This is a genomic window from Marinobacter sp. BW6, from assembly GCF_008107725.1.
In the GTDB taxonomy this organism is placed as follows: domain Bacteria; phylum Pseudomonadota; class Gammaproteobacteria; order Pseudomonadales; family Oleiphilaceae; genus Marinobacter.
Genome location: NZ_VIRN01000050.1, coordinates 60,451 through 83,923, shown reverse-complemented (window position 1 = coordinate 83,923; position 23,473 = coordinate 60,451). Strand labels below are relative to the sequence as shown.

Annotated in this window: 25 protein-coding genes; 9 read left to right on the top strand and 16 right to left on the bottom strand. The window is 57.5% G+C overall.

Annotation, left to right across the window (positions count from 1 at the left end; genetic code table 11):
• Position 1: 1 nt before the first annotated feature.
• From FMN52_RS04655 to FMN52_RS04610, 10 genes are all read right to left on the bottom strand, one after another.
• A complete protein-coding gene (locus FMN52_RS04655) occupies positions 2–535 on the bottom strand; it encodes a hypothetical protein (protein WP_148607536.1) in 534 nt (177 codons plus the stop codon).
• Complete coding sequence (gene hemW / locus FMN52_RS04650; protein WP_148607535.1) at positions 535–1,665, bottom strand: radical SAM family heme chaperone HemW; 1,131 nt, start codon at positions 1,663–1,665, stop codon at positions 535–537. Before hemW ends, FMN52_RS04655 begins: the two co-directional genes overlap by 1 nt.
• Positions 1,666–1,706: 41 nt before the next feature.
• A complete protein-coding gene (gene rdgB, locus FMN52_RS04645; RefSeq protein WP_148607534.1) occupies positions 1,707–2,306 on the bottom strand; it encodes an RdgB/HAM1 family non-canonical purine NTP pyrophosphatase in 600 nt (199 codons plus the stop codon).
• A gap of 6 nt (positions 2,307–2,312) precedes the next feature.
• Positions 2,313–2,768, bottom strand: coding sequence for a DUF4426 domain-containing protein (locus FMN52_RS04640; protein WP_148607533.1), 456 nt, complete (start codon positions 2,766–2,768; stop codon positions 2,313–2,315).
• A gap of 2 nt (positions 2,769–2,770) precedes the next feature.
• Complete coding sequence (gene metW / locus FMN52_RS04635; protein ID WP_148607532.1) at positions 2,771–3,370, bottom strand: methionine biosynthesis protein MetW; 600 nt, start codon at positions 3,368–3,370, stop codon at positions 2,771–2,773.
• Entirely contained in the window at positions 3,367–4,515 is a 1,149-nt protein-coding gene (locus FMN52_RS04630; protein ID WP_148607531.1) for a homoserine O-acetyltransferase, read from the bottom strand. The genes metW and FMN52_RS04630 overlap by 4 nt, the downstream gene beginning before the upstream one ends.
• A 127-nt stretch (positions 4,516–4,642) precedes the next feature.
• Positions 4,643–6,607: a dynamin family protein gene (locus FMN52_RS04625; protein WP_148607530.1), complete on the bottom strand. Its 1,965-nt coding sequence runs from the start codon at positions 6,605–6,607 to the stop codon at positions 4,643–4,645.
• Positions 6,608–6,850: 243 nt separating this feature from the next.
• A complete protein-coding gene (locus FMN52_RS04620) occupies positions 6,851–7,435 on the bottom strand; it encodes a YggT family protein (protein WP_148607529.1) in 585 nt (194 codons plus the stop codon).
• 22 nt (positions 7,436–7,457) lie between these two features.
• Positions 7,458–8,291 carry a pyrroline-5-carboxylate reductase gene (gene proC, locus FMN52_RS04615; protein WP_148607528.1) on the bottom strand — a complete coding sequence of 278 codons (834 nt, stop codon included), beginning with the start codon at positions 8,289–8,291 and terminating at the stop codon, positions 7,458–7,460.
• A gap of 61 nt (positions 8,292–8,352) precedes the next feature.
• Positions 8,353–9,057 carry a YggS family pyridoxal phosphate-dependent enzyme gene (locus FMN52_RS04610; RefSeq protein ID WP_148607527.1) on the bottom strand — a complete coding sequence of 235 codons (705 nt, stop codon included), beginning with the start codon at positions 9,055–9,057 and terminating at the stop codon, positions 8,353–8,355.
• Positions 9,058–9,197: 140 nt separating this feature from the next.
• Between FMN52_RS04610 and FMN52_RS04605 the strand changes: the two genes are divergently transcribed.
• From FMN52_RS04605 to FMN52_RS04595, 3 genes are all read left to right on the top strand, one after another.
• Positions 9,198–10,232, top strand: a complete 1,035-nt coding sequence (locus FMN52_RS04605) for a type IV pilus twitching motility protein PilT (protein WP_148607526.1) — start codon at positions 9,198–9,200, stop codon at positions 10,230–10,232.
• Between the two features lie 42 nt (positions 10,233–10,274).
• Positions 10,275–11,396 carry a PilT/PilU family type 4a pilus ATPase gene (locus FMN52_RS04600; protein WP_014575888.1) on the top strand — a complete coding sequence of 374 codons (1,122 nt, stop codon included), beginning with the start codon at positions 10,275–10,277 and terminating at the stop codon, positions 11,394–11,396.
• A 239-nt stretch (positions 11,397–11,635) separates the two neighbouring features.
• Complete coding sequence (locus FMN52_RS04595; RefSeq protein WP_240339395.1) at positions 11,636–12,919, top strand: outer membrane protein transport protein; 1,284 nt, start codon at positions 11,636–11,638, stop codon at positions 12,917–12,919.
• A gap of 36 nt (positions 12,920–12,955) precedes the next feature.
• Here FMN52_RS04595 and FMN52_RS04590 read toward each other — a convergent pair whose 3' ends face one another.
• Positions 12,956–13,330, bottom strand: coding sequence for a hypothetical protein (locus FMN52_RS04590; RefSeq protein WP_148607525.1), 375 nt, complete (start codon positions 13,328–13,330; stop codon positions 12,956–12,958).
• Positions 13,331–13,564: 234 nt separating this feature from the next.
• Positions 13,565–16,297, bottom strand: coding sequence for a DNA polymerase I (gene polA, locus FMN52_RS04585; RefSeq protein WP_148607524.1), 2,733 nt, complete (start codon positions 16,295–16,297; stop codon positions 13,565–13,567).
• Positions 16,298–16,384: 87 nt separating this feature from the next.
• Between polA and FMN52_RS04580 the strand changes: the two genes are divergently transcribed.
• Both FMN52_RS04580 and FMN52_RS04575 read left to right on the top strand, forming a co-directional pair.
• The gene (locus tag FMN52_RS04580; protein ID WP_064228486.1) at positions 16,385–16,723 is read left to right on the top strand and encodes a DUF2782 domain-containing protein; all 339 of its coding nucleotides are present in this window, start codon (positions 16,385–16,387) and stop codon (positions 16,721–16,723) included.
• 142 nt (positions 16,724–16,865) lie between these two features.
• Complete coding sequence (locus FMN52_RS04575) at positions 16,866–17,288, top strand: hypothetical protein (RefSeq protein ID WP_148607523.1); 423 nt, start codon at positions 16,866–16,868, stop codon at positions 17,286–17,288.
• A gap of 96 nt (positions 17,289–17,384) precedes the next feature.
• Here FMN52_RS04575 and FMN52_RS04570 read toward each other — a convergent pair whose 3' ends face one another.
• Together FMN52_RS04570 and pyrE are read right to left on the bottom strand one after the other, a co-directional pair.
• The gene (locus FMN52_RS04570; RefSeq protein WP_148607522.1) at positions 17,385–18,038 is read right to left on the bottom strand and encodes a DUF4124 domain-containing protein; all 654 of its coding nucleotides are present in this window, start codon (positions 18,036–18,038) and stop codon (positions 17,385–17,387) included.
• 3 nt (positions 18,039–18,041) lie between these two features.
• Positions 18,042–18,680, bottom strand: a complete 639-nt coding sequence (gene pyrE, locus FMN52_RS04565; RefSeq protein WP_008174208.1) for an orotate phosphoribosyltransferase — start codon at positions 18,678–18,680, stop codon at positions 18,042–18,044.
• A gap of 81 nt (positions 18,681–18,761) precedes the next feature.
• Here pyrE and FMN52_RS04560 point away from each other — a divergent pair, with 81 nt between their 5' ends.
• Entirely contained in the window at positions 18,762–19,568 is an 807-nt protein-coding gene (locus FMN52_RS04560; protein WP_148607521.1) for an exodeoxyribonuclease III, read from the top strand.
• Between the two features lie 150 nt (positions 19,569–19,718).
• Here the strand turns inward: FMN52_RS04560 and rph are convergent, their stop codons facing one another.
• Positions 19,719–20,435: a ribonuclease PH gene (rph, locus tag FMN52_RS04555; protein WP_148607520.1), complete on the bottom strand. Its 717-nt coding sequence runs from the start codon at positions 20,433–20,435 to the stop codon at positions 19,719–19,721.
• 169 nt (positions 20,436–20,604) lie between these two features.
• Between rph and FMN52_RS04550 the strand changes: the two genes are divergently transcribed.
• A complete protein-coding gene (locus FMN52_RS04550; RefSeq protein WP_148607519.1) occupies positions 20,605–21,471 on the top strand; it encodes a YicC/YloC family endoribonuclease in 867 nt (288 codons plus the stop codon).
• Between the two features lie 20 nt (positions 21,472–21,491).
• Here the strand turns inward: FMN52_RS04550 and FMN52_RS04545 are convergent, their stop codons facing one another.
• A complete protein-coding gene (locus tag FMN52_RS04545) occupies positions 21,492–22,313 on the bottom strand; it encodes an RluA family pseudouridine synthase (protein ID WP_148607518.1) in 822 nt (273 codons plus the stop codon).
• 149 nt (positions 22,314–22,462) lie between these two features.
• Between FMN52_RS04545 and gmk the strand changes: the two genes are divergently transcribed.
• Positions 22,463–23,095, top strand: a complete 633-nt coding sequence (gene gmk, locus FMN52_RS04540; protein ID WP_148607517.1) for a guanylate kinase — start codon at positions 22,463–22,465, stop codon at positions 23,093–23,095.
• An 86-nt stretch (positions 23,096–23,181) separates the two neighbouring features.
• Positions 23,182–23,394, top strand: a complete 213-nt coding sequence (gene rpoZ / locus FMN52_RS04535; protein ID WP_008169593.1) for a DNA-directed RNA polymerase subunit omega — start codon at positions 23,182–23,184, stop codon at positions 23,392–23,394.
• The last annotated feature ends 79 nt before the right edge of the window (positions 23,395–23,473 follow it).

Sequence of the window (23,473 nt, the reverse complement as noted above, 5' to 3'; positions counted from 1 at the left end):
GTCAGTGATGTGCCAGTGGATGGCGCCGCGACGCCCGGACAATCACCAGCCCGGCAATGCCGAGCGTAAGTGCCGTGAACTTGATCAGCGCGCACAGGGTTGCGGATAGGCTTACTTCATCGGTAGGCGGATTGAAATTGTTCAGCAGCAGCATGTTCTCCGCGCCATCGCTGAAGCCGGCTGCGACGAACAAGGCACGAATCCATCTTGCTACCATCCGCTCCCGAACGCCGGGCCGGTCTCGTGTGAAATGTCTCGTCAGATTTATCAGCGCGAGCATGTAGGCGGGGATGAACAGGAAGTCCAGCCACAGTGACACCCTTGCCCAGGCCACACCTTCGCTTCGCCAACTGCGAAGAATGGCGTGGGCCTGATCTGCGGTGCCGGCCAACTGATAGCTGACGATACCCTGGGGTGCAGAAGCGGTCTGTAGTGGCTGGTTGACCATAAGCAGGGCGAAAAGCAGCACCGCAGCCACCACCAGGCTGGCTTTGAGGCTTTTAGGAAAGGCTGCCACTCCGTGTGCAGGGTCCATTACAGAAAACGCTCCAACAGGCTGTTCAGGTATCTCTGGCCCAGGTCGGTTGCCTGGAGCCGATCTTTTACCAACAGCTTTTCATTTCGCAGTAGTTCAAGTTTTACCCCAACTGTTGTCAGGGGTAAACCCGTTCGTTCAGAAAAAAGGCTTTCATCCACTCCTTCTTTCAGCCTCAGGGCATTCATCATAAATTCCAGAGGAAGATCTTCGCTTGCTATCACATCCGTACCGGCGGTGCGGCTTCCGATCCGGTTCAGGTAGGCGTCAGGCTGCCGGGTCTTCCAATATCGCCGGATACTGCCATCAGCCAGACTGAGCTTGCCATGGGCACCGGCCCCCAGTGCCAGATAATCCCCGAAAGTCCAGTAGTTCAGATTGTGGCGGGAAGCCTTTCCGTCGAGGCTCCAGGCGGAAACTTCGTAATCCTGGTATCCCCGTTGATGGAGTAAGTCTGAGCCCCGACGATAGATGTCCCAGAGATGATCGTCGTCTGGCAAGTCTGGGGGGCGACTGTAAAACTCGGTATTGGGCTCCAGGGTCAGCTGATACCAGGACAGGTGGGGCGGTTCGTAGTCCAGGGCAGCCTGGATATCCGCGAGAGCCTGCGCTGGGGTCTGGCCCGGCAGGCCGTGCATCAGGTCGATGTTGAAATTGTCGAAGCCGGCACGGCGAGCGGTCTGGATGGCCCTATGGGCGGCATTGGAGTCATGAATTCGGCCCAGGGCTTTCAGATGGTCGGGGTTAAAGCTCTGGACTCCGATGGACAGGCGGTTGATGCCGGCCTTCCGGAAGGCTTCGAAACGGCCGGCTTCAAGTGTTCCCGGGTTGGCTTCCAGGGTGATCTCGGCATCCGGTGCAAAGGTGAGCCTTGCCTGCAATTCCCGGAACAGGCGATCGTAGAATTCGCCGCTCATCAGGGACGGGGTGCCGCCACCGATGAACACGGTTTCTATAGGTCGGTCGTTGGCAAGGGCCAGGTCCTGGTCGAGATCCTCGAGCAGGGCCTCCAAATAGGCGGACTCGGGGATGGTCCCGGTAAACGCGTGGGAGTTGAAGTCACAGTAGGGGCACTTTCGCACGCACCATGGCACGTGGATATACAGGCTCAGCGGCGGTTGAACCGCCACTGGTTGGTGATTTTTCCCGGACTCAGCGTCGATCAACTGACTCAGGCCTCGGCCTTCAGCTGTTCCATCAGGATTTTCAGGGCCCGTCCGCGGTGGCTGATGCAGGCTTTCTCGGAGCGGGACAGCTCAGCCGCGCTGCAGTCATGCTCAGGTGCCAGGAATACCGGATCATAACCAAATCCACCCTCGCCCCGGGGTGATCTGAGGATCGAGCCCGGCCAGCGGCCGTGGCAAATGATTGGGGTTGGGTCGTCGGCGTGACGCAGGAAGACGAGTACGCAGTGGAACTGGGCGCCTCGTTGCCCGTCCGGGATATTGGTCATGGCCTCAAGTAGGGCGTTCACGTTGTCCTGATCCGTTGCGTCGTCGCCGGCAAAGCGGGCGGAACGGACGCCAGGGCGGCCTCCCAGGGCATCCACTGCCAGGCCGCTGTCGTCTGCCAGGGCCGGAAGCCCGGTTTCCCGGGCGGCATGGCGGGCCTTGAGGATCGCGTTCTCAACAAAGGTAACCGCCGGCTCCTCCGCTTCACCGACGCCCAGGTCTCCCTGGGCAACCGGTGTCATGCCCAGAGGCGCGAGCAGTTCGGTTAATTCGGCGATTTTTCCCTTGTTATTGCTGGCGATGACAAGTCTGTCGGTCATATAGGTTTAATCGCTGAACAGTGTATGAGCAAACCGTACGGCCAGGTCTTGCTGGTGTCCGGTAGGACGTGCGGTAACATTGAAGGTCATCAGCTCGCCGGAGGAATACTGGTACTCGGCGATAAAGTACACAGAGTCGCCCTCCTGAATCCGGCGGAAGGCCAGAAAGCGCACCTGCTGGATGTCATTGGAGACCTTGCCTTCAACCTGGCCGCTGACCGGAGACATGGAGCCGTCTTCGTTTTCCTCCATGATGGAGATATTGACGATGCCGATTCCCTTGCTTCGTTGAAGATCGTTGGCTTTGGCGACTTCCGGGGCCAGGAAGGTGCTGGGCAGAACGCTCCAGAGTACCTGGTATTCTCCAAAATTCTTGGAGCCGGCCTGTGCCTGAAGGCTGAACAGACCGATCAGTGTGATAGCCAGAAGATTCCGGATTCTGGAAAAGGTTTTTGCGATCATTGCTAGGTCTCCCGTGTGATTCGGTAAATGGCAATTTCACCTAACAAGTTCGGCCAAAGGCGAGCCAGCCAGCTGTTCTGGTGCTGGCCGTCGACCACCCGGCGGCTTTTGATTCTGATGCCTTTCTGACGGCACAGAGCCTCAAAGTCCTTGAAGGTGCACAGCCTTATGTTAGGCGTGTTATACCATTTATACGGCAGTGCCTCGGATTCGGGCATACGTCCGCTCAAAGTCAGTCCCCAACGTAGTCGCCAGTGGGCAAAGTTCGGGAAGGTCACGATGCCTTCATCGCCAACCCGCAGCATCTCATCAAGTACCTTGTCGGGTCGCCGGACCGCCTGGAGCGCCTGGGTCATCAGAACAATATCGAAACTGCCATCATCGAAGTTGCCCAGCCCCTGGGTATCCAGGTTCTGTTCGATAACCGCCACCCCACGGCCCATGCAGGTGGTGATGTGGTCCGGGTTGATTTCCAGACCAAAGCCACTGGCGCCCCGTTCCCGCTGGAGGAAGTCGAGGAGAGTGCCGTCGCCGCAGCCCAGATCCAGAACGTGATGGCCGGGCTGAACCCACTGCTGGATGATTTCGAGATCTGGTCTCATGCGCCGACCTCCCGTGCTACACGGTCCATGTAGGCGTTAAAAATATCGGTATATCTCGGAGTCGGAATCAGAAACGCGTCGTGCCCCCAGGGGGCATCCACTTCGGCATAGCTGACCTTCCGCCGCGCAGCAATCATGGCGTTGACCATTTCCTCCGAGCGGGCGGGAGTGAAGCGCCAGTCGGTGCTGAACGACAACACCAGGTATTCGCAGCTGGCTGCCGCAAGGGCCTTCGAAAGGTCGCCGCCAAATTCGTAGGCCGGATCAAAGTAGTCCAGGGCACGGGTCATCAGCAGATAGGTATTGGCGTCGAAAGATTCCGAGAAGCGCTCGCCCTGATAACGCAGGTAGCTCTCAACCTGGAATTCCGCGCCATAACCAAACTTGTAGGCCTGGTCACGAAGTTCGCGGCCAAATTTTTCGCCCATGGAGGCATCGGACAGGTACGTAATGTGTCCGACCATCCGCGCCAGCATAAGACCGCGCCGGGGAACGATATCAAAGTCGTAATAGCGACCGTCGTGAAACTCCCGATCGGAGGTAATGGCCTGGCGGGCCACCTCATTAAAGGCAATATTCTGGGCAGTCAGGCGAGGTGTGGAGGCAATGACCACGGCGTGCCGAAGTCGGTCGGGATAGTCCAGGCTCCACTGCAGGGCCTGCATGCCGCCGAGGGAGCCGCCAACAACGGCCGCCCAGCATTGGATGCCGAGCCGGTCTGCCAGCAGCGCCTGACTCTTGACCCAGTCCCCGACGGTGATCACTGGAAACTCCGGGCCGAAGGGTTTTCCGGTTTCGGGATTGATGCTGTTCGGGCCGGTACTGCCGTGGCAGCCACCCAGATTGTTCAGGCTGACGACAAAAAAACGCTCGGTATCGATGGGTTTTCCGGGGCCGATGCAGCTGTCCCACCAACCAGGTTTTCGGTCTTCGGCGGAATGATACCCGGCGGCATGGTGGTGCCCGCTCAAGGCGTGGCAGATAAGAACGGCGTTACTGGCGTCGGCATTCAGGGTGCCGTAGGTTTCCACCACCAGGTCATAGTTTTCCAGGGTCTGGCCGCAGGCCAGATCGATGGGAGCGTCGAAATGATAGGTCTGCGGGGTGACAATCCCGACAGAATCCGCAGGCAGGGTATCAGGCATCGGCGCGAGTGGTTCCTGGTTCGATCCGTAAGTGTCTGGAAAAGCAATGACAAAGCCATCGCCAGCCCAGCAGTTTAAAGCCGGGGCGTGATGGCTGCAACCGCCTGAATGGTCGCTCTCATGGCGCTTACACAGCGCCGGAGATGTTCACCACTTTTTGTTGGATCAGGGTAGGGGCCGGCTTACGAATCTGGCGCTGCATGGCGTCGGCCAGTTCCAGCTGTTTGCGAAGATCGGCAATGGAGTTGGTCAGGCGCTGGCGTTCGGTCCGGCTGTCCTTGTCATTGCGAACCATATCGCGAAGGCGCCTGATCTGGTGCTCCAGCAGCTGCTTCTGCTCCATGGAGTACTGCATGATCGGCAACAGGGCTTCGGACGGCCAGCGTTCAACGTCATGACGCACACGGGCGTGCAGCGTGCGGCTTTCGCCCACCATGACATTGAAAAAACGGCGAACCAGAACCGATTGCTCGGTCAGCAGGTTCTTCGGGCTGATGCGGAAGCGTCGGGCTTTCTTGCGTAACTCACGGATGGCGATCACGTGGCGGCCTGCCCTGAGAGGAATGGGCTCGAGGTGCCGGGCCCGGTTGTCTTCGTTGTAGCGGCGATAAATGGCGCCTACCATTTTTTCTGCCAGGTGCCCTTCGCTCAGCAGGTTGGTCAGATCGCTTTCAAGCAGTTCGAAGAACTGGTCCATGGCGCGGTTCATACCGGCGGTGGTCCAGCTTTTCGACATACTGGTACGGACACGTTCAGCGTGGGCTTCGAAGCGGTCCTCGCTTACCAGTTTTTTCAATAAGTCGCCCTGGGAATCCATCAGGCGCCGGCTCGAACGCAGAGTGATCAGCTTCTTGTAATAGAAGTCGTAGTCTTTCTGGGCGCGCTCTGCCAGGCGGCCAAGGGCTGCCTTGTCCATGGTAACGCCGGCGCAGGCCTGAAGTTCTTCTTCCAGGGATTCCAGGCGATATTGCATCGCCGCCTGGCTGTTCTGGAGCATGCCCAGAAGGTCGTTGATCAGGCTCTGGGTAATCAGCTGTTCCTTGTGCATCAGGATGCGCTGGATAATCAGCTGCTCGAGCTGGCCGATATTGGAGCGGTCAAACAGGTCGCTATCTTTCTTGACCCTGGCGACGAGTCCTTGCTTGGCGGAAACCGGGATGACGTCGTGCTGGCGCATGCCCAGATGGTCGGCGGTGTAACCGCGCACCCGTTCTATGGCTTCGTTGGTATGGCGCTCGCCTTGCAGGTCGTCCCAGAGCACATCGATCTTGTTTAGTACGGCAAAGCGCCCGGCGCGATGGTCCGCATGCTGGGTATCGATGTGTTCTTTCCAGATAGTCATGTCGCTGGCGGTCACGCCGGTGTCGGCGCTGAGCACGAAGATCACGGCATGGGCGCGGGGCAGCATGCTAATGGTCAGTTCCGGTTCTGAGCCCAGGGCGTTCAGGCCCGGAGTGTCGAGGATTCGCAGGCCGCGCTCGAACAGCGGGTGGCGGATACTGATCTGAGCATTGCGCCAGGCGGGCACGAGAACATGGCCAGGGTTGTTCCGGTCATGCTCCAGCATGCCCTCATCGAATCCCAGGCCCCTGGCTTCCTCCGGTGGCACACTCTTTACGCGGGCAACCTCGGCAAGAACTTCCCGCATGATTTCAGGATCGCGCTCGTCCAGCTCATGTTTGACCCAGCGTTCCGGCTGTTTGCGCAGTTGCTGCAGTGAGAGATCGCCATTTCGGGTTTCAATGGGCAGCAGGAGCAGGTAATTCTCGTTGGCATTGCGATCGAAGAACAACTCGGTGGGGCACATGGTAGTGCGTCCCGCCTGGGAGGGCAGCATGCGCTGGCCGTACTCGGAGAAAAACAGGGCGTTGATCAGCTCGGTTTTCCCGCGGGAATATTCACCGACAAACGCAATGGTCAGCTCATCCTCAATCAGCAGTTCGAGCCCGTGGCGGATGCGGGTGCTGACATCGTCGGAAAACAGATTGTTATCCTGAAGCCACAGCCGGTATCGGCCGATTTGGCGGATCAGCTCTTTTTTCCAGTTGTGATAAGCCTCTACCTGCTGCGACAGAGTTCCCTGTTGGGTCATCGGATTTTCCTTCTGCGCGACTTCCGGGTATCCCGGTCAAAACGGGGTGCTCACGGGTGACGGATTAATTACGGTTAATACTATCTTGTTCTATCTATGTTTGCGGCAGAGCTGAGATGAAGGGATTAGGCTAAACCGGAAGGGATTGATAAAAAAGGCTGCAAAATCAAAGTCCTGAGTTTGCAGCCCTGAAATTATGGAATTCGTGGCTAAGTGTTACAAAGTGTATATTTGAGACAGGGTTTACATACCCAGGCCAATGGAGCCGAGCCCAGCGGCCATTTTCATATGCTCAATCACCACCGAGATCACGTTCAGAATCAGGAACACGATGATTGGTGACAGGTCAAGTCCGCCCATAGACGGCATGATGTTGCGCACAGGGCGCATCACCGGTTCAGTGATCTGGGCGACCAGCTGAATGGCGGGGTGGCCGCTGCCGGGGGCAATCCAACTGACCACCACTACCGCAATAACCGACCAGAAGTAGATCTTCACGATCAGGTCCAGGACGTTCAGTACGGCCCATACCAGAAGAGTGACCGGATTCATGGCGGGGATGCCGCCGTTCAGGGCAACCAGTATCAGGAAGAAAGTGATGCCTTGAATGATGACCGCAAGAACCAACGCAGCACCATCTATGCCGCCCCAGCCCGGAATGAATCGACGCAGGGGGCGCAGCGGTGGATTGGTAGCCTTGACCACGAACTGGGAGATCGGGTTATAGAAGTCCGCCCGCGCCAGTTGAAGCAGGAACCGGAGCAGCACAATGGTCATGTAAAAGGTGGATGCGATCAGCAGGATGGTAATCAGAATATCTGCCAGCATGAAGCCGTGTCTCCGTTATCGGTTACTGTTTGCCTGCCAATTCTTTGGCCATTTCTTCCGAGCGTTTGAATGCTGCCTTATAGGCTTTCGACACCAGATCGCGCATGCCCCCTTCCTCAAAGGTGTTGATGGCCTGCTCGGTGGTTCCGCCAGGAGACATCACATTGCGCTTGAGCTGGCCGGGGTCGTGCTCGCTTCGGGCGGCCATTTCGGCGGCTCCTGCCATCGTCTGGATGGCCAGTTCTCTTGCGGTTCCGGCGGCAATGCCGGCTTCGGTGGCTGCTTCTTCCAGTGCCTCGAGCATCAGGAAGAAGTAGGCCGGGCCACTGCCGGAGAGTGCAGTTACACCGTGCAGCAGGTTTTCGTCCTCGACCCAAAGTGCGGAGCCAATGCTCTCAAAGACCGATTCCACCATTTTCTTCTGTTTGTCTTTGACCTCTTTGTTGGCGAACAGGCCTGCGGCTCCCTTGCCGACCAGGGATGGCGTGTTGGGCATGACCCGGACCATTGGCAGTCCGCCGCCTAGCCAGTCGTCCAGTGTGTCGGCTGTCAGGCCGGCGGCAATGGACACCATGAGAGGACGGGTATTCTGAACCATCGGTGCGATGTCGCGACAGACATCCGCCATCACCTGGGGTTTTACCGCGAGAACCACCATGTCTGCCTGTTGGGCGCAGTAGCGGTTGTCTGTGGTGACGCTTACGCCGAACCGCTTGCGGATCGTTTGCAGGTGCGCGTCGTCCGGCGCGCTGACCCAGATGTTGCCGGCTTTGTAGCCGTTATCCAGCATACCGCCAATGATGGCGCTGGCCATGTTGCCGGCGCCAATAAAAGAAATGGTTGGTGATGTGCTCAAGGTTAACTCCCCGGTTGATCGGTTAAACGTCCGGTCCTGATCATAGCAGGAACCGGCCGGTTCAGCTCTTTACTGGGCGTTTGCCGAATAGGGCGGTGCCAACTCGTACCCAGGTGGCGCCTTCCGCAATCGCGACTTCCAGATCGCCGGACATGCCTATCGACAGTGTGTCGAGTGGGCCGGCGTCGGGATGGTCTGACCGCAGCTGTTTCAGAGTATTGGCAAGTTTCCGGAAACTGGCTCTCAACCCTGCTTCGGGCTGATCCGGATCCGGAATGGCCATCAGGCCTCGCAAGCTGAGGTTCGGCAATTCGCCGATTTCGGCTGCCAGATCTGGCAGTTCATCCAGAGTGCAGCCGGATTTACTCTCTTCCTCATTAATATTGACCTGAAGGCAGATATTCAATGGCGGCAGCGCAGGATCCCGCTGTTCGCTCAGGCGACGGGCAATCTTGAGGCGGTCGACGCTGTGCACCCAGGAAAAGGCGGAGGCCATCTGCCGGGTCTTGTTGGACTGGATCGGGCCGATGAAATGCCAGTCGACGCCCCCGAGATCTGCAAGCGCCTCGATCTTCTCGAGTGCTTCCTGGAGGTAGTTCTCACCGAAGGCCCGCTGCCCCGCAGCAAAGGCTTCTCGCAGGTCTTCCGGAGGTCGGGTTTTGCTGACGGCGAGCAAGTGCACAGACTCTGGCTCACGGCCGGCCTGCAATGTTGCTTTTTGTATGCGTCGGGTTACGCTCCCGATGTTGTCTGCTATGCTGCTCATAGTGTGAGAATGCCACGCTCGGTCTGTCACTTGTACGGTGACACGTTACCCGCAGGTCACTGAAATGCCAAGTGAACCGCGCCGGGGCCCCGCCGGGCGGAAGCTACCGGGATAAAAGAAAAAGCCTTCCGAGGATTCCTATGGATATTACTGAACTGCTTGCCTTTTCGGCGAAACAGGGTGCGTCTGACTTGCACCTCTCTGCCGGCCTGCCCCCGATGATTCGTGTTGACGGTGATGTACGCCGCATCAACCTGCCGCCCATGGAGCACAAAGAAGTCCACGGGTTGATCTACGACATCATGAACGACAAGCAGCGCAAGGACTACGAGGAATTCCTGGAAACCGACTTCTCTTTCGAAGTTCCAGGTGTCGCCCGTTTCCGTGTTAACGCCTTTAACCAGAACCGTGGCGCCGGTGCCGTGTTCCGGACAATCCCCTCGAAAGTTCTGACCATGGAAGACCTGGGCATGGGCCAGGTGTTCAAAGACGTGTCCTCAGTACCCCGGGGACTGGTATTGGTGACCGGCCCGACCGGCTCCGGTAAGTCCACCACACTGGCGGCGATGATCGACTACATCAACGACTCCCGCTACGAACACGTGCTTACCATTGAAGACCCCATCGAATTCGTACATGACTCCAAGAAATGTCTGGTCAACCAGAGGGAAGTCCATCGGGATACGCTGGGTTTTAACGAAGCATTGCGCTCAGCCTTGCGGGAAGACCCCGACATCATCCTGGTGGGTGAGCTTCGGGACCTCGAGACGATCCGCCTGGCGCTGACGGCGGCCGAGACTGGCCACCTTGTGTTCGGCACACTGCATACCACCTCCGCCGCCAAAACTATTGACCGTGTGGTCGACGTTTTCCCGGCAGAGGAAAAGTCCATGGTGCGGTCGATGCTGTCGGAGTCCTTGCAGGCGGTTATTTCCCAGACCCTGATGAAAAAAATGGGCGGTGGCCGTATTGCGGCACACGAGATCATGATTGGCACGTCTGCGATTCGGAACCTGATCCGGGAAGACAAGATCGCTCAGATGTACTCGTCGATCCAGACGGGCGGTTCCCTGGGCATGCAGACGCTGGATCAGTGCCTTGAGCGGTTGCTGCAGAAAGGACTGATTTCCCGCGAAGCGGCGCGGGCTAAGGCGAAGATGCCGGATAACTTCTGACAAGGTGCGCTCGGCGCCAAACAGTGAAAATTGGGTAGAAAAATGGAATTCGAAAAACTGCTTCGGTTGATGGTGGAAAAGGGTGGCTCGGACCTGTTTATTACAGCGGGTGTGCCGCCGAGCATGAAGGTGAACGGCAAAGTGCTGCCTGTGACCAAGAACGCGCTGACACCGGAGCAAACGAGGGAGTTTGTCTACGGCGCGATGAACGACAAGCAGCGCGCCGAGTTTGAGGAAACCCACGAGTGTAACTTTGCGATCAGTGCGCGGGGCATTGGCCGTTTCCGGGTGTCCGCGTTCTTCCAGCGTAACCTCTGTGGCATGGTACTGCGTCGGATCGAGGTAAAGATCCCGCAGATCGATGATCTGTCGTTGCCGGAGGTGATCAAGGAACTGGCCATGACCAAGCGTGGCCTGATCATGTTCGTGGGCGCCACCGGTACCGGTAAGTCCACGTCGTTGGCGGCGATGCTGGGGCACCGGAACCGCAATAGCCGTGGCCACATTATTTCCATTGAAGACCCGATTGAATTTGTGCACCAGCATCAGGGCTGTATCGTCACCCAGCGTGAGGTGGGTATCGATACTGAGAGCTTCGAAGTGGCGCTGAAGAACACCCTGCGTCAGGCGCCAGACGTTATTCTGATCGGTGAGGTTCGTACCAGGCAGACCATGGAGTACTCGGTGCAATTTGCCGAGACTGGTCACCTCTGCCTGGCAACGCTGCACGCCAACAACGCCAACCAGGCGCTGGACCGGATCATCCAGTTTTTCCCGCCGGAACAGCACAACCAGATCTGGATGGACCTGTCCCTGAATCTAAAGGCCATTGTGGCCCAGCAACTGGTGCCAACACCCGATGGCAAGGGGCGCAAAGCGGTTATCGAGGTGCTGATCAATACCCCGCTGGTGTCTGATTTGATTCGTAAGGGAGAGGTCCATCGCCTCAAGGAACTGATGTCCAAGTCCAACGAATCCGGTATGCAGACCTTCGATCAAGCGCTTTACCACTTGTATGCCGAGGGTTCTATTACCTATGAGGACGCCCTGGCTCATGCAGACTCTGCCAATGATCTGCGCCTGATGATCAAGCTGGGTGCGGATGCCCAGGGAGCCGACAAACTGTCATCCTCGGTCGACAAGCTTTCAATTCAGGATGACTGACGGCTGAGTAATCATTAGACCTTGGTCGTAGAAAGGTAGGACCCCGAACCGTTAGTAATGGCATTTGAGGCCAGTAAGGGGTGGTGCGTATACTCCGCGCGATTCAATAAGGAGATACCATGCACCACCGATCTTCAATGCTTACACGAGCTGTACGTCTTACCACCCTCGCGGCGCTCGCCGCACCTGCCTCTGCCCTGGCAGGCGGCTTTTCCCTGAATGAGCAGAGCGCCAGTGCCATGGGCACCGCCAACGCCGGTGCTGCCGCCAATCCCGAAAATGCGACCACAGTTCTTTTTAACCCCGCCGGTATGAGCCAACTGTCGGGCACTAATATTTCGTTTGGTGCTGCGGTTCTGGATATTGATGCCGAGGCCAAGGAAAGCAGTATCCGGACCTCCAGAAACAATCCTGCGGTACCTGTAAGCCCGGCCAGCAACGGTGGAGATATTGCTGACCCTGCAGTGCTGCCGAATTTTTATCTGAGCCATGAAGTCAACGATTCCATCGACGTGGGTTTCGGCATCCATGCGCCTTATGGTTTGGCGGCGGATTACGATAACGACTTTGCAGGGCGTTTTTTCGCGGACAAAACAGAGCTCACAGCGATTGCATTCACGCCCTCGATTTCTCTGAACAATGGCCAGGGCCTTTCAATGGGTGTTGGTTTGAATCTCCTCTACGCCGAAGGGCGCTTGAGCCGCTACCAGGACATCAGTGCTCAAGTCGGGGCAGCAGCGCTTGCGCTTGAGGAGCCTTATGCGGATGCGGAGGGTGACGATGTTGGCATGACGTTCCGTGTTGGATTTCTTTATGAGCTGACCAGTGCTACTCAGATTGGCCTCACGCTTCAGACGGGCACGGAACTCGAGCTGGAGGGTGACCTGGCAATCTCTGGCATACCTAATCCGGCCAACCCGATGGGGCCGACTCTGTCCGCCTCAGAGAGTATCAAGGTGCCTTTGGCGATTCCTGAGAGCGCCACGCTCGGCATTCGTCACAGCCTGACCGATGACGTTACTTTGCTGGCCGGTGCAACCTACGCTCGTTGGAGTCGGTTCGAGGAGCTTGATATCGTCAGCACCGAGACTGGCGGTGCCATTAGTGGTGCGCCGCAAGAGGGCGCTGTGATTTCTCACGTTACCGAGCAATGGAAAAACAGCTGGCAGGTTAACGCTGGTGCTATCTGGCAGGCTTCGCCTGAGTGGGCGCTCAAAGCCGGATATGCCTGGGATGAGTCGCCTGTGAATCAGTATGTCACCGCCCGAATTCCCTCCAGTGATCGTCACTGGCTGACTCTTGGTGCCCAATGGGCTGATGCCCAAAGTGGCTGGACGGTTGACGTTGCCGTTGGAACTCTCTTGTTCACGGACAATCCACGAGTTAATGATCGGAACTACCAGCATGATAATCCGAGCGAGATCGCGGAACTGGCGCCCGGTGTTCAGGATCCAAGCCTTTACGCTGCTGAGTACGATCTGAGCGCGTGGAGCGCTGCGTTCGAGGTAAGCAAGTCCTTCTAATCCCTTGCGAATCTGGTTGACCAGGCGGAAGGCCGGTCAGCCAACCACCTGGCCACGGTAGATGACCTTCTTCTTCCGTGGCGGCTCTACCTCTCCTTCCTCTTGGTCCTCTGCTGATGCCGTTGGCGCATCCGCGATCACCTGGCCTCGATAGTTACGCTTCAAACCGTCGTCTTCTTCCTCGGGTTCGATATTCAGCTGCGGAACCTGCTCTTTCAGAGTATCCCAAGTGCGGCTCAATTGAGTTGAGCGGGTTTTTCGGGCGTATTCCGCCAGTTGCTGTGCCAGATGCTCTTCCGTGAGGTGCAGTTTGACGCCGAATTCGGTGTGAATCAGGCGGCGGCACTGGTGAACCAGTTTCAGCACGCTGGGGTCCAGCAGCCAGCTACGTTCAGATGCCAGAGAAGTCATGGTATGAGCCTCGGAGATGGATGTCACAACATGGCGCTGCCCGGAGTGTCCGATGCGGCAGGGCGCCGACTCTGGATTAGTAGCGAATTTCGTGCCGTAACCGCGGGGGATCCTGCCGGGAGAGAGCTCTCGAGGCTTGGCGGCGCGCCACGAAAACTGAGGGCAGATTCAGTTTTTGTCAGTGTGGGCTGTTTCGGTGCGTACATGGGCGTCCGTGCCCTGTTTTGGGGTGACTTAGTGCGCCTCGTCCCAGTTGTCGCCGGCACCGGCTTCCACCAGAAGCGGAACGTCCAGATCTGCCGCTGCGGACATCCGCTTCTCCAGTCCTGACCGGATCTTGTCGAGCGCCGATTCTTTCACTTCCAGAATCAGTTCATCGTGAACCTGCATGGTCATGCGGGCTTCATCGGCGTGTTCCTCTAGTAGCCAGTTTTCCACATCCACCATGGCACGCTTGATAATGTCCGCTGCTGTGCCTTGCATGGGCGCGTTGATGGCGGTGCGCTCGGCGGCCTGTTGCAGCTGTTTGTTACGAGCGTTTATCTCCGGTAGGTACAGGCGACGGCCGAAGAGCGTCTCCACGAAGCCATCGTCGTGGGCCTGCTTGCGGATGTTATCCATGTATTTCAGAACGCCGGGGTAGCGCTCGAAATAGCGGTCGATGTACTGTTGGGCGAGTTTGCGTTCCACGTCCAGTTGCCGGGACAGGCCAAAGGCGGACATGCCGTAGATCAGGCCGAAGTTGATGGCCTTTGCACTGCGGCGCTGGTCTGAGGACACTTTCTCCAGGCTGACGCCAAATACTTCCGATGCCGTTGCCTTGTGGATGTCTTCGCCGTTCTCGAACGCTTTTAGCAGCCCCTTGTCGCCGGAGAGGTGAGCCATGATTCGCAGCTCGATCTGGGAGTAGTCGGCAGCCACCAGCTTGTAACCCTCAGGTGCGATAAAGGCCTGCCGTATACGACGTCCCTGCTCGCTGCGAATGGGGATGTTCTGCAGGTTAGGCTCCGACGACGAGAGCCGACCGGTGGCGGTGACAGCCTGATGGTAGGAGGTGTGGACCCGACCGGTTCGGTGGTGAATCAGCTCCGGCAGGGTGTCGGTATATGTGGACTTCAGCTTGCTCAGGCTTCGATGTTCAAGAATCAGGCGCGGCAGCTCGTGTTCGTGGGCCAGTTCCTGAAGCACCGGTTCCGCCGTTGATGGTGCACCCTTGGGGGTTTTCTTGATGACAGGCAGGCCCATCTTGTCGTAGAAGATCGCCTGCAGCTGCTTGGTGGAACCCAGGTTGAAGGTCTCGCCGGCGACCTCGTGAGCTTCCTTCTCTAGCTCCGCCATACGTTCTGCCAGTTCCTGGCTGTGCTGGCGCAGGGTGCTGGCGCTGATCAGGGTGCCGCGTTGCTCCATACGCGAAAGCACCGGTACCAGCGGCAACTCGATTTCTTCGTAGACAGATGCCAGTTTTCCGGTCTCCTTCAGCTTCGGTCTCAGGGTCTGGTGCAGGCGCAGGGTGATGTCCGCATCCTCGGCGGCATAGGGGGCGGCCTTTTCCAGTTCGATCTGGTTGAAGGTAAGTTGCTTGGCGCCTTTGCCGGCAATGGATTCAAAGCTGATGGTCTTCTCGCCCAGGTAGTACATGGCGAGGCTGTCCATGTCGTGCCGGGTAGCCACAGAATTCAGAACGTAGGACTCCAGCATGGTGTCTTCGGCAATGCCCTCCAGGGTAATGCCGTGATTGGCCAGTACATTCTTGTCGTATTTCAGGTTCTGCCCGACCTTGGCCAGGTCGGGGTCCTCCAACAGTGGTTTGAGCTGATCCAGCACCTGATCACGATCCAGCTGCTCTGGCGCGCCCATGTAGTCGTGCCCCAGTGGGACATAGGCGGCTTCGCCTTGTTGAATCGCGAATGAGACACCCACGATTTCGGCGTCCATGTAGCGAAGGCTGGTGGTTTCTGTGTCGAAGGCAAACAGTTCGGTCGATTTAAGGCGTTCCAGCCATTGATCCAGTTCTTGCTGGTCAGTGATGATGCTGTAGTCTTTCTTGCCGGTTTCCGGGTTGGGCTTGTTATCGACGGCTTGAGCGTTGCCGGAGGATGAAGTGTCTCCCTCTTCCAGTTCGGCAATCCAACTGCGGAGTTCATATTCCTTGAACAGCTCAAGCAATTGCTGGTCGTCCTGCTCCCGGAGTTTCAGGTCCTCGAGGCCAAAATCCAGTTCCACGTCGGTGCGGATGGTAGCCAGTTCACGGCTCAGAGGCAGGGTCTTCGTCGCGTCCCGCAGGTATTCACCGATCTTGCCCTTGATCTCGCCCGCGTGTTCGATGACGTTGTCCAGGTTGTCGTAGCTCTGCAGCCATTTGACCGCGGTTTTGGGGCCGCACTTGTTCACACCCGGGATGTTGTCCACTTTGTCGCCTACCAGGGCCAGGTAATCAACGATCTGCTCCGGGGTGACGCCGAACTTTTCCACCACACCGTCCCGATCCATCCGGGTTTCAGTCATGGTGTTGATCAGGGTGACGTGATCACTGACCAGCTGCGCCATATCCTTGTCCCCGGTGGAAACCACCACATCGATGCCCTTGCTGGTCGCTTCGTTGGCGAGAGTGCCGATCACATCGTCGGCCTCAACACCTGTCACCATCAGCAGTGGCAGCCCCATGGCCTTCACGATCTCGTGAATGGGCTCGATCTGGCAGGCCAGATCCTCCGGCATCGGCGGCCGGTTGGCCTTGTACTCCTCATAGAGGTCATGTCGGAAAGTTTTGCCCTTGGCGTCGAAGACCACCACCATTTTGGATCCGGGAAAATCCTGCTCCAGGCGCCGGATCATGCTGATCACACCTTTGATCGCTCCGGTGGGGTGGTCCTTGCTGGTGGTTAGTGGCGGAAGTGCATGATATGCACGGAAAAGATAGGACGATCCGTCCACAAGAACCACGGGTGGTGTGTTTTTGCTGGTCATGTCAAAACAGGTCCGGAATCTGATTGAAGCGTGGGTTGGCTTATGCAACTCTGTACTGAAATCGATGGACGAAAGGGTATCACGAAAATGAAACGAATCGCCTGTCCGGCTTTGTTGCTCGCCTGTTTGCCCCTGGCTGCGTTGGCCCAGGAAGACGGCGCCCTGGATGAGACGCCGGTGGCAACGCCCGAGGAGCCTGTGGTGATCTCTGATTACCAGCCCGCGAGCGAGGGCCCGGAGATTGTGATCCGCCCCGGCGAGAAGGAAGTGTTCTACGAATACCGGGTCAATGGCCAGCTCATGGAAATCAAGGTCGTGCCGGAGGTCGGGCCGGAGTATTACCTGGTGCCGGCAGATGGTGGCGGCTGGATCCGGGAAACCGACTCCGACATGTTGGTGCCCAGTTGGGTGATTTTCCGCTGGTAGAGCCCGTGAGCTTTTCGCGCCTGCTTTTAGTATGAACATTCTAATTTTAAGGCGTAACTTGAATCCTGAGATCGAAGTAAGGCCCTCGTTGCACTGGTTTCGACAGGGTCTTGGAACTTTCAGGAAACCAAGGAGATTCATCATGGGTAAACTCAAGTCCTATCAGGAACAGCTTCAGGAAATCGTAGACAAGGGCATCAATGCCGCTGAAGAGCAGCAGAAGAAGCTGGCTTCCAAACCGTTCGACTACGCGGAGAAGCTGGAGTCCGAGGCGCGTGAATATAGCGTTAAGACCCTGCGCAAGCGTTACAACGGTTACAGCGACAGCCTGTTCGAGCAGCTGCGCAGCCTGAACACCCGTTTCGGTAGCTTCGCTGGTGACCTGGTCGCCAAGCTGGAGAAAGAAGCAGCAGAAGGCGCTGATGCCGTAGCAGAGGCCGCTGAAGAGGTGTCTGACGCGGCTCAGGGTGCCAAGAAGTCTGTTGAGCCCAAGAAGCCGGCTGCGCGCAAGACCACTGCACGCAAGTCTGCTTCTACTGCCAACAAGAGCACCGCTTCCGCCTGAACCGCGGATAGCGTCTCACCGAACGGTGAGTGAAACGAAAAGGCCGCCGGGTAAAACCGGCGGCCTTTTTTTCTGCAGCGAGATTCCAGCGAAGGATCAGTTTTCGGTGTCGGTATGATCGAGTGGCAAGGTCCGCGCCTCGCCCGTGACCTCTTCCAGTCGCTCGATGTCGGCCTCAAAGGCTTTGCGCAGTTCTTCGATCTCTTGAGTTTGTGAGGTAATTTCCCGCTCAATGTCACGTACCTGGGCTTCGAGTCGACGGATTTTTTCCAGAGTAGATTCGGGAATCTCACGTCCGGCCCGCTCCATGTCGGCGGCACGGCTCTGTTCGTTATCCAGTTGGCTGGATATAACCGATATGTTGCCTCGCTTGAGTTGGATCAGGCCTTCGAGCTCCCGGATTTTCCGGTGCATGGCTTTCACCGCCTGATCCGGGTGGCTGAAGCGCTTGAGTAGCAGCCTGTCTTGCTCACGTTGTTCTGCGAGTTCCTTCTGCCGCTGTTTCTCTGCTTCCCGGGCAGCAATCTCTTCTTCGGTTGGCGCCGGAGGGATGGTCTCAATCACGCGGCCATTGTTGCTCAGAATGTCATAGCCCCGCTTGGTGGCTTCCTGGGGTATGGTGCTGCTGATTACGATCTGGCCGTTTTCATCCGTGTAACGGTACATATTGGCGGCCACCTGGGCAGAGAAGCCCAGAGTCAGCGCCAATGCCGTAGCTTTGACAGAAAGTGCGGTCAGACGATTGGCCATCAGTCAGACTCCGTAACGATCTCGATAACTGGCTACCTTCTCTGCATGCCCGGCAAACTCCGGGTTGGCTTTGAGGTAGTCCAGGACCTGTTCAAGACGAATGATGCTCACTACAGGGATGCCGAACTCCTTCTCCACTTCCTGGATAGCGGACAGTTCGCCATTGCCTTTTTCCTGCCGATCCAGCGCAATAAGGACGCCGGCCGGTTCGGCCCCGGCGGCCCGGATGATGTCGATGGATTCCCGGATCGCGGTACCGGCGGTAATCACATCATCCACAATCAGTACTTTGCCCTGCAACGGTGCGCCAACAATGTTGCCGCCCTCTCCATGATCTTTCTTTTCCTTGCGGTTAAACGCAAAGGGTTTGCTGTTACCGTCTGTAGCCAGCGCCATGGCTGTGACCGTGGCCAACGGAATGCCCTTATAGGCAGGCCCGAAAATAATGTCATAATCCAGCCCGCTGCGTGCGATCGCGGCGGCATAGGCCTTGCTTAACTGAAGCAGGTCGTCCCCGGTGTTGAACAGGCCAGCGTTGAAAAAGTATGGGCTGGTTCGGCCTGACTTAAGCGTGAACTCACCAAAGCGTAGTACATTCCGGCGGATGGCAAATTCGATAAATTTTTGCTGATAGTCGTGCATGACAAGGCTTCTGGCGGGTGTTGATCTTTAATTAGCGCGTAAAACCGGTATCATACACACAAACCGAATCAGGGAACACGTATGCGGGTAGTATCAATCAGCGTCAATGGCCTCGCCCAGGCCGTTGAAAAAGGCTTTTTCGACTGGCTGGCGGAGCAGGACGCTGACGTGGTCTGTGTCCAGGATCATCGCATGCGGGCCTACGAGATTGAGGATTACAACCTGATTCCGGAAGGCTACGAAGCTTATTTCATTGATGGTGAGAAAAACGAGGATGGCGGTGTTGGTATTTACACTCGCCACTTCCCGAAAGCCATCATGTACGGGTTTGCCAATGAGCAGGCGGACCGAGAAGGTCGGTTTATTCAGGCCGATTTTGACAAGGTTTCCGTGGCTTGCGTGCTGGCCCCTTCTGCCCTTGGCCGTGAAGAAGAACTGATCGGCGAGGACGACCTGACGGTGCTGGACCACAAGGACGAGTTCATGGAGTCCTTCGGCCTGCATATGCAGAAAACGCTGCGCAAGCGCCGGCAATTCATTTTCTGCGCCAACCTCCAGACGGCTCATCATGTGACTGATGCCAGCCCTCTATACCATAAGCTCGATTTCTCCGGTTTCCTGCCCCACGAGCGTGCCTGGCTGGATCGCCTGTTCGATGAGATGGGCTGTATCGACGGTTTCCGCGAAATTAACAAGCAGAGCAACCAGTTCACCTGGTGGCCCGAGCAGGCCGAAGGGTCCCGCAAGAATGCTGGCATCCGGGTGGACTACCAGCTGCTGACACCGGGAATCCGGAAGACCATCGAAGATGGCTGGATTGACGATTCAACACGCTTCTCCGATCACGCCCCGGTGATCATGGATTACGACATCGAAATCGGCTTCTGAAGCGAGATCTTACCTGAACAGTAGCGGGTTCGGAGGGGTAAGCCTTTCCGGGACCGTCTCCGGCCAGGGAAGGCCGGAGCCGAGCGCACATGGATGTGCTCGAAGCGTGTCCCGGAAAGGCTTACCCCTCCGGGACCGCGGGCGTCAATCTTAATTCGCCAGCGCCGCCTTCTGAATCTCAAACAACTGCTCAATACCCTGTTTGGCCAGAGTCAGCATACTGTCCAGTTCTGACTGGTCAAATGGTGCACCTTCCGCAGTTCCCTGGATTTCAATAAAGCCGCCCCGGTCGGTCATGATCACATTCATGTCGGTTTCGGCTTCGGAGTCTTCCGGGTAGTCCAGATCCACCACCGGAGTCCCCTTGTAAACGCCAACTGAGAACGCCGCGATCATCTGCTTGAGGGGGGATTTCTTCAGGCGCTTCTCGGCGACCAGATGATTCAGGGCATCGACCAATGCCACGCAGCCGCCGGTGATGGCTGCAGTGCGGGTGCCGCCATCGGCCTGGATGACGTCGCAATCGATAGTGATGGAGTGTTCACCGAGGGCGGTCAGATCGACAGCGGCGCGAAGGGATCGGCCGATCAGACGCTGGATTTCAACGGTGCGGCCGCCCTGTTTGCCACGCGCTGCTTCCCGGCCCATGCGGCTGCCGGTGGAGCGGGGCAACATGCCGTATTCGGCGGTGATCCAGCCCTTGCCTTCGCCCCTCAGAAACGGGGGAACCTTGTTTTCGACGGAGGCGGTACAGATGACTTTGGTGTCCCCGAATTCCACCAGCACGGAGCCTTCGGCGTGACGGGTATAGTTGCGGGTAATTCGAACATCTCTGGGTTGCTCGGGCGTTCTGCCGCTTGGACGCATAGTGTTTCCTGAAGTCAGTATTGAATGTCCGGGCGCGTGTCCCGGTCGAACGTATGTCGAAAAGGGCGGTCAGTATAACACGTTGGGGTTGGGCTTTTGTCCGGTTCGCCGTAGCTGTTAAGAGCCTGTTAAACTCGATTACTGATCATTAACCATAAGCGGAGCCGACATGATCCGAAGTATGACTGCATTTGCCCGCAAGGATGTCCAGGGAGACTGGGGTACGCTGACCTGTGAAATCCGGACTGTGAATCACCGATATCTGGAGCCCTCGTTCCGTCTGCCGGAGGCATTCCGTGAGCTGGAAAACCGGTTTCGGGAGGAGCTGAGAAAACAGTTGAAACGGGGCAAGGTGGATGTGTCCATGCGCCTGCAGTCGGTAGAGAAAGGGTCCCAGAGCTTCGAAATAAGTGAAGAAATGGCACAGGCAGTGAACGAGGCGGCCAATCACATCAACCGGATGCTGGACAATCCGGCCCACATTAATGCTCTCGACATCCTTCGGTGGCCGGGAGTGCTGTCGGTGCCCGAGCAGGACTATGGCCCTGCCAAAGAGGCTGCTGTCGGCCTGTTTGAGCAGACCGTGGCCGAACTCGCATCGGTACGTGAGCGCGAGGGTGAGCGCCTTCGGCCGCTGTTCGAGGATCGCCTGCATACGATGGGCGATCTCGTCGCTGACGTGCGTAAACGTATGCCAGAATTGCTCGAGGCCCAGGAAAAAACACTTCGCGAGCGGTTCGAGAAAGCCAAAGTGGAGCTGGATGCCGAGCGGGTGGCTCAGGAGATGGTCATGCTGGCCCAGAAAAGCGACGTCGCCGAGGAGCTGGATCGACTGGACGCCCATATCGGCGAAGTGTCCGATACCCTGAAAAGCGAGGATGCCATTGGCCGGCGGCTGGACTTTCTGATGCAGGAGCTGAACCGGGAGGCCAATACCCTGAGTAGTAAGAGTATCGATGCAGGCGTCACCCGCATTGCGGTGGATTTGAAAGTTCTGATCGAGCAGATGCGGGAGCAGGTGCAGAACCTGGAATAATTCGGGCCCTGCCGCGGTGCTCAGTTCTGTTTCAGGGCGTCCAGTTCCGTTGGCAGCTCAAGCACCATCTTGCGTTTGTTCAGAGGGCAATCGAATTCGAGGTGAAAGGCTAAGAGCTGCAAAGGTAATCCTGCGGCTTTGCCATAGAGGTGATCACCGATGATCGGATGCCCCAGTCCAGCCAGGTGCCGGCGTATCTGGTGTTTCCTACCGGTTTCGATGCTGACCTGGACCAGGGAGGTCTGCTCGAACTCGTCAATCTCCAGCGTCGAGACTCTGCTGATAGCCGGCTTGCCCTCTACGGGGGCGTCAACGAGCTGGTCCTGCGTGTCCATCAAACCGGACACCCTGGCCTTGTAGTGTTTGGTCATGGCCCGGTCCGAGAAGCGCTGGGACAGGGCGCCCGCTGCTTTCGGGTCGTGGGCAATCAGCATCAGCCCGGCGGCATCGGCGTCGAGTCGGTGAATCAGGTGGCACGGCCGCTCAAGCCGAACTTCCGCCAGTCGCAGCAGGCTGCAATGGTCACCCCATTGCGAACCCTGGGCCAGCAGTCCGTGTGGTTTGAACCAGACCGTGTAGCGTCCAAGATCCTCCAGTAGAACCGGCTCCTCCGGTTTTCTCGCCAATACCGTTTCATCGTAGTAAAGCTGCAGCCGGATGCCCGGCTTCAGTTCCTTCGTGGCCCGGCGAAGTCGAAGGCGTTTCCCCTTATGGGTCCACCAGCACGCGCCCTTCGCCATGGCGTCCTTGATCTTCTGGCGGGAGAGGCCTGGCGTCGCCTCGCTCAGGGCGTCTATGGCTTTGCCGGTTTGCTTCAGGGTGATATCGATGGTGGTTCGCATGGAATCTTGCAGTCACTGAACAGATGGATAGGCAAATGGTATCAGCTGGCGCCCTTCCGGGGTGCGGTGTTTTGCCAAAGTCCGTATAATTCCGTGCTTTACCGGTCGGAAGTTGCGGCCGTCGTGTCCAGGTTTGGAGTTCTCGGGTTATGAGTCAGGCAGTTGAACAGGGTACTCTGTACGTCATCTCCGCGCCATCCGGTGCCGGCAAGACCAGCCTTGTGGCGGAAATGCTCCGCAATGACGAGAAGCTCGGTGTTTCGGTCTCCCACACTACACGCACCATGCGAGAGGGTGAGCAGGACGGGGTGAATTACCATTTTGTCGGTCGGGTTGAGTTTGAGGCCATGATCGCCCGCGGTGATTTCCTGGAGCACGCCGATGTCTTTGGCAACTATTATGGCACCTCCCAGGTCTGGGTACGGGAAACCCTGGCAAAGGGTGAGGATGTGATCCTGGAGATTGATTGGCAGGGTGCTGCGCAGGTACGCCGACTGATTCCCGAATGTGTCAGCATTTTCATTGTCCCGCCTTCGCCTGAAGTGTTGCGTGAGCGGCTGGTGGGGCGAGGCACCGACGCGCCGGAGGTGGTGGAGCGCCGCCTGGCAGAGGCCGAAGAAGAGTGCCGCCACGCGGTGGAGTTCGATTTCCTTGTGGTTAATGATGATTTCAGTGCTGCCCTCGGGGATCTGCTTGCCATTGTCCGGGCTCAGCGCCTTCGCATGGAAGTACAGCAACCAAGGCACCGGGTGTTACTGGCGGGATTGTCCGGCCCCGGCTGATACGGGGTTTTCCTGTATACAAATTGAACCGGCCGCAGTAAACTGTGCGGTCTGCTGAAACAGTCATTTTATGAGTCGGGGAAGTTATGGCACGAGTTACCGTTGAAGATTGTCTGGAAAACGTTGATAACCGCTTCCAGCTGGTAATGCTGGCTACCAAGCGTGCCCGTCAGCTCGCTACCAAGGGTGCCGAGCCGATGGTGGCTGAAGAAAATGATAAGCCTACGGTCATTGCCCTGCGCGAAATTGCCGAAGGCAAGATTACTCGTGATCTGCTCAAGGAAGAAGACGACGAGTAAGTCATCTGCGGATATCGGCGATAGTCGGTATAAGTACCTGTCCGCAAGTGAGAAGCATTGAAATCTGTCCCCGCGGTTT

Bases quoted from the DNA above. Each gene is read 5' to 3' on its own strand.
- FMN52_RS04655 (WP_148607536.1), bottom strand. From the start codon at position 535: ATGGACCCTGCACACGGAGTGGCAGCCTTTCCTAAAAGCCTCAAAGCC.
- rdgB (WP_148607534.1), bottom strand. From the start codon at position 2,306: ATGACCGACAGACTTGTCATCGCCAGCAATAACAAGGGAAAAATCGCC.
- FMN52_RS04640 (WP_148607533.1), bottom strand. From the start codon at position 2,768: ATGATCGCAAAAACCTTTTCCAGAATCCGGAATCTTCTGGCTATCACA.
- metW (WP_148607532.1), bottom strand. From the start codon at position 3,370: ATGAGACCAGATCTCGAAATCATCCAGCAGTGGGTTCAGCCCGGCCAT.
- FMN52_RS04630 (WP_148607531.1), bottom strand. From the start codon at position 4,515: ATGCCTGATACCCTGCCTGCGGATTCTGTCGGGATTGTCACCCCGCAG.
- FMN52_RS04625 (WP_148607530.1), bottom strand. From the start codon at position 6,607: ATGACCCAACAGGGAACTCTGTCGCAGCAGGTAGAGGCTTATCACAAC.
- FMN52_RS04620 (WP_148607529.1), bottom strand. From the start codon at position 7,435: ATGCTGGCAGATATTCTGATTACCATCCTGCTGATCGCATCCACCTTT.
- FMN52_RS04610 (WP_148607527.1), bottom strand. From the start codon at position 9,057: ATGAGCAGCATAGCAGACAACATCGGGAGCGTAACCCGACGCATACAA.
- FMN52_RS04605 (WP_148607526.1), top strand. From the start codon at position 9,198: ATGGATATTACTGAACTGCTTGCCTTTTCGGCGAAACAGGGTGCGTCT.
- FMN52_RS04600 (WP_014575888.1), top strand. From the start codon at position 10,275: ATGGAATTCGAAAAACTGCTTCGGTTGATGGTGGAAAAGGGTGGCTCG.
- FMN52_RS04595 (WP_240339395.1), top strand. From the start codon at position 11,636: ATGGGCACCGCCAACGCCGGTGCTGCCGCCAATCCCGAAAATGCGACC.
- FMN52_RS04590 (WP_148607525.1), bottom strand. From the start codon at position 13,330: ATGACTTCTCTGGCATCTGAACGTAGCTGGCTGCTGGACCCCAGCGTG.
- polA (WP_148607524.1), bottom strand. From the start codon at position 16,297: ATGACCAGCAAAAACACACCACCCGTGGTTCTTGTGGACGGATCGTCC.
- FMN52_RS04580 (WP_064228486.1), top strand. From the start codon at position 16,385: ATGAAACGAATCGCCTGTCCGGCTTTGTTGCTCGCCTGTTTGCCCCTG.
- FMN52_RS04575 (WP_148607523.1), top strand. From the start codon at position 16,866: ATGGGTAAACTCAAGTCCTATCAGGAACAGCTTCAGGAAATCGTAGAC.
- FMN52_RS04570 (WP_148607522.1), bottom strand. From the start codon at position 18,038: ATGGCCAATCGTCTGACCGCACTTTCTGTCAAAGCTACGGCATTGGCG.
- pyrE (WP_008174208.1), bottom strand. From the start codon at position 18,680: ATGCACGACTATCAGCAAAAATTTATCGAATTTGCCATCCGCCGGAAT.
- FMN52_RS04560 (WP_148607521.1), top strand. From the start codon at position 18,762: ATGCGGGTAGTATCAATCAGCGTCAATGGCCTCGCCCAGGCCGTTGAA.
- rph (WP_148607520.1), bottom strand. From the start codon at position 20,435: ATGCGTCCAAGCGGCAGAACGCCCGAGCAACCCAGAGATGTTCGAATT.
- FMN52_RS04550 (WP_148607519.1), top strand. From the start codon at position 20,605: ATGATCCGAAGTATGACTGCATTTGCCCGCAAGGATGTCCAGGGAGAC.
- FMN52_RS04545 (WP_148607518.1), bottom strand. From the start codon at position 22,313: ATGCGAACCACCATCGATATCACCCTGAAGCAAACCGGCAAAGCCATA.
- gmk (WP_148607517.1), top strand. From the start codon at position 22,463: ATGAGTCAGGCAGTTGAACAGGGTACTCTGTACGTCATCTCCGCGCCA.
- rpoZ (WP_008169593.1), top strand. From the start codon at position 23,182: ATGGCACGAGTTACCGTTGAAGATTGTCTGGAAAACGTTGATAACCGC.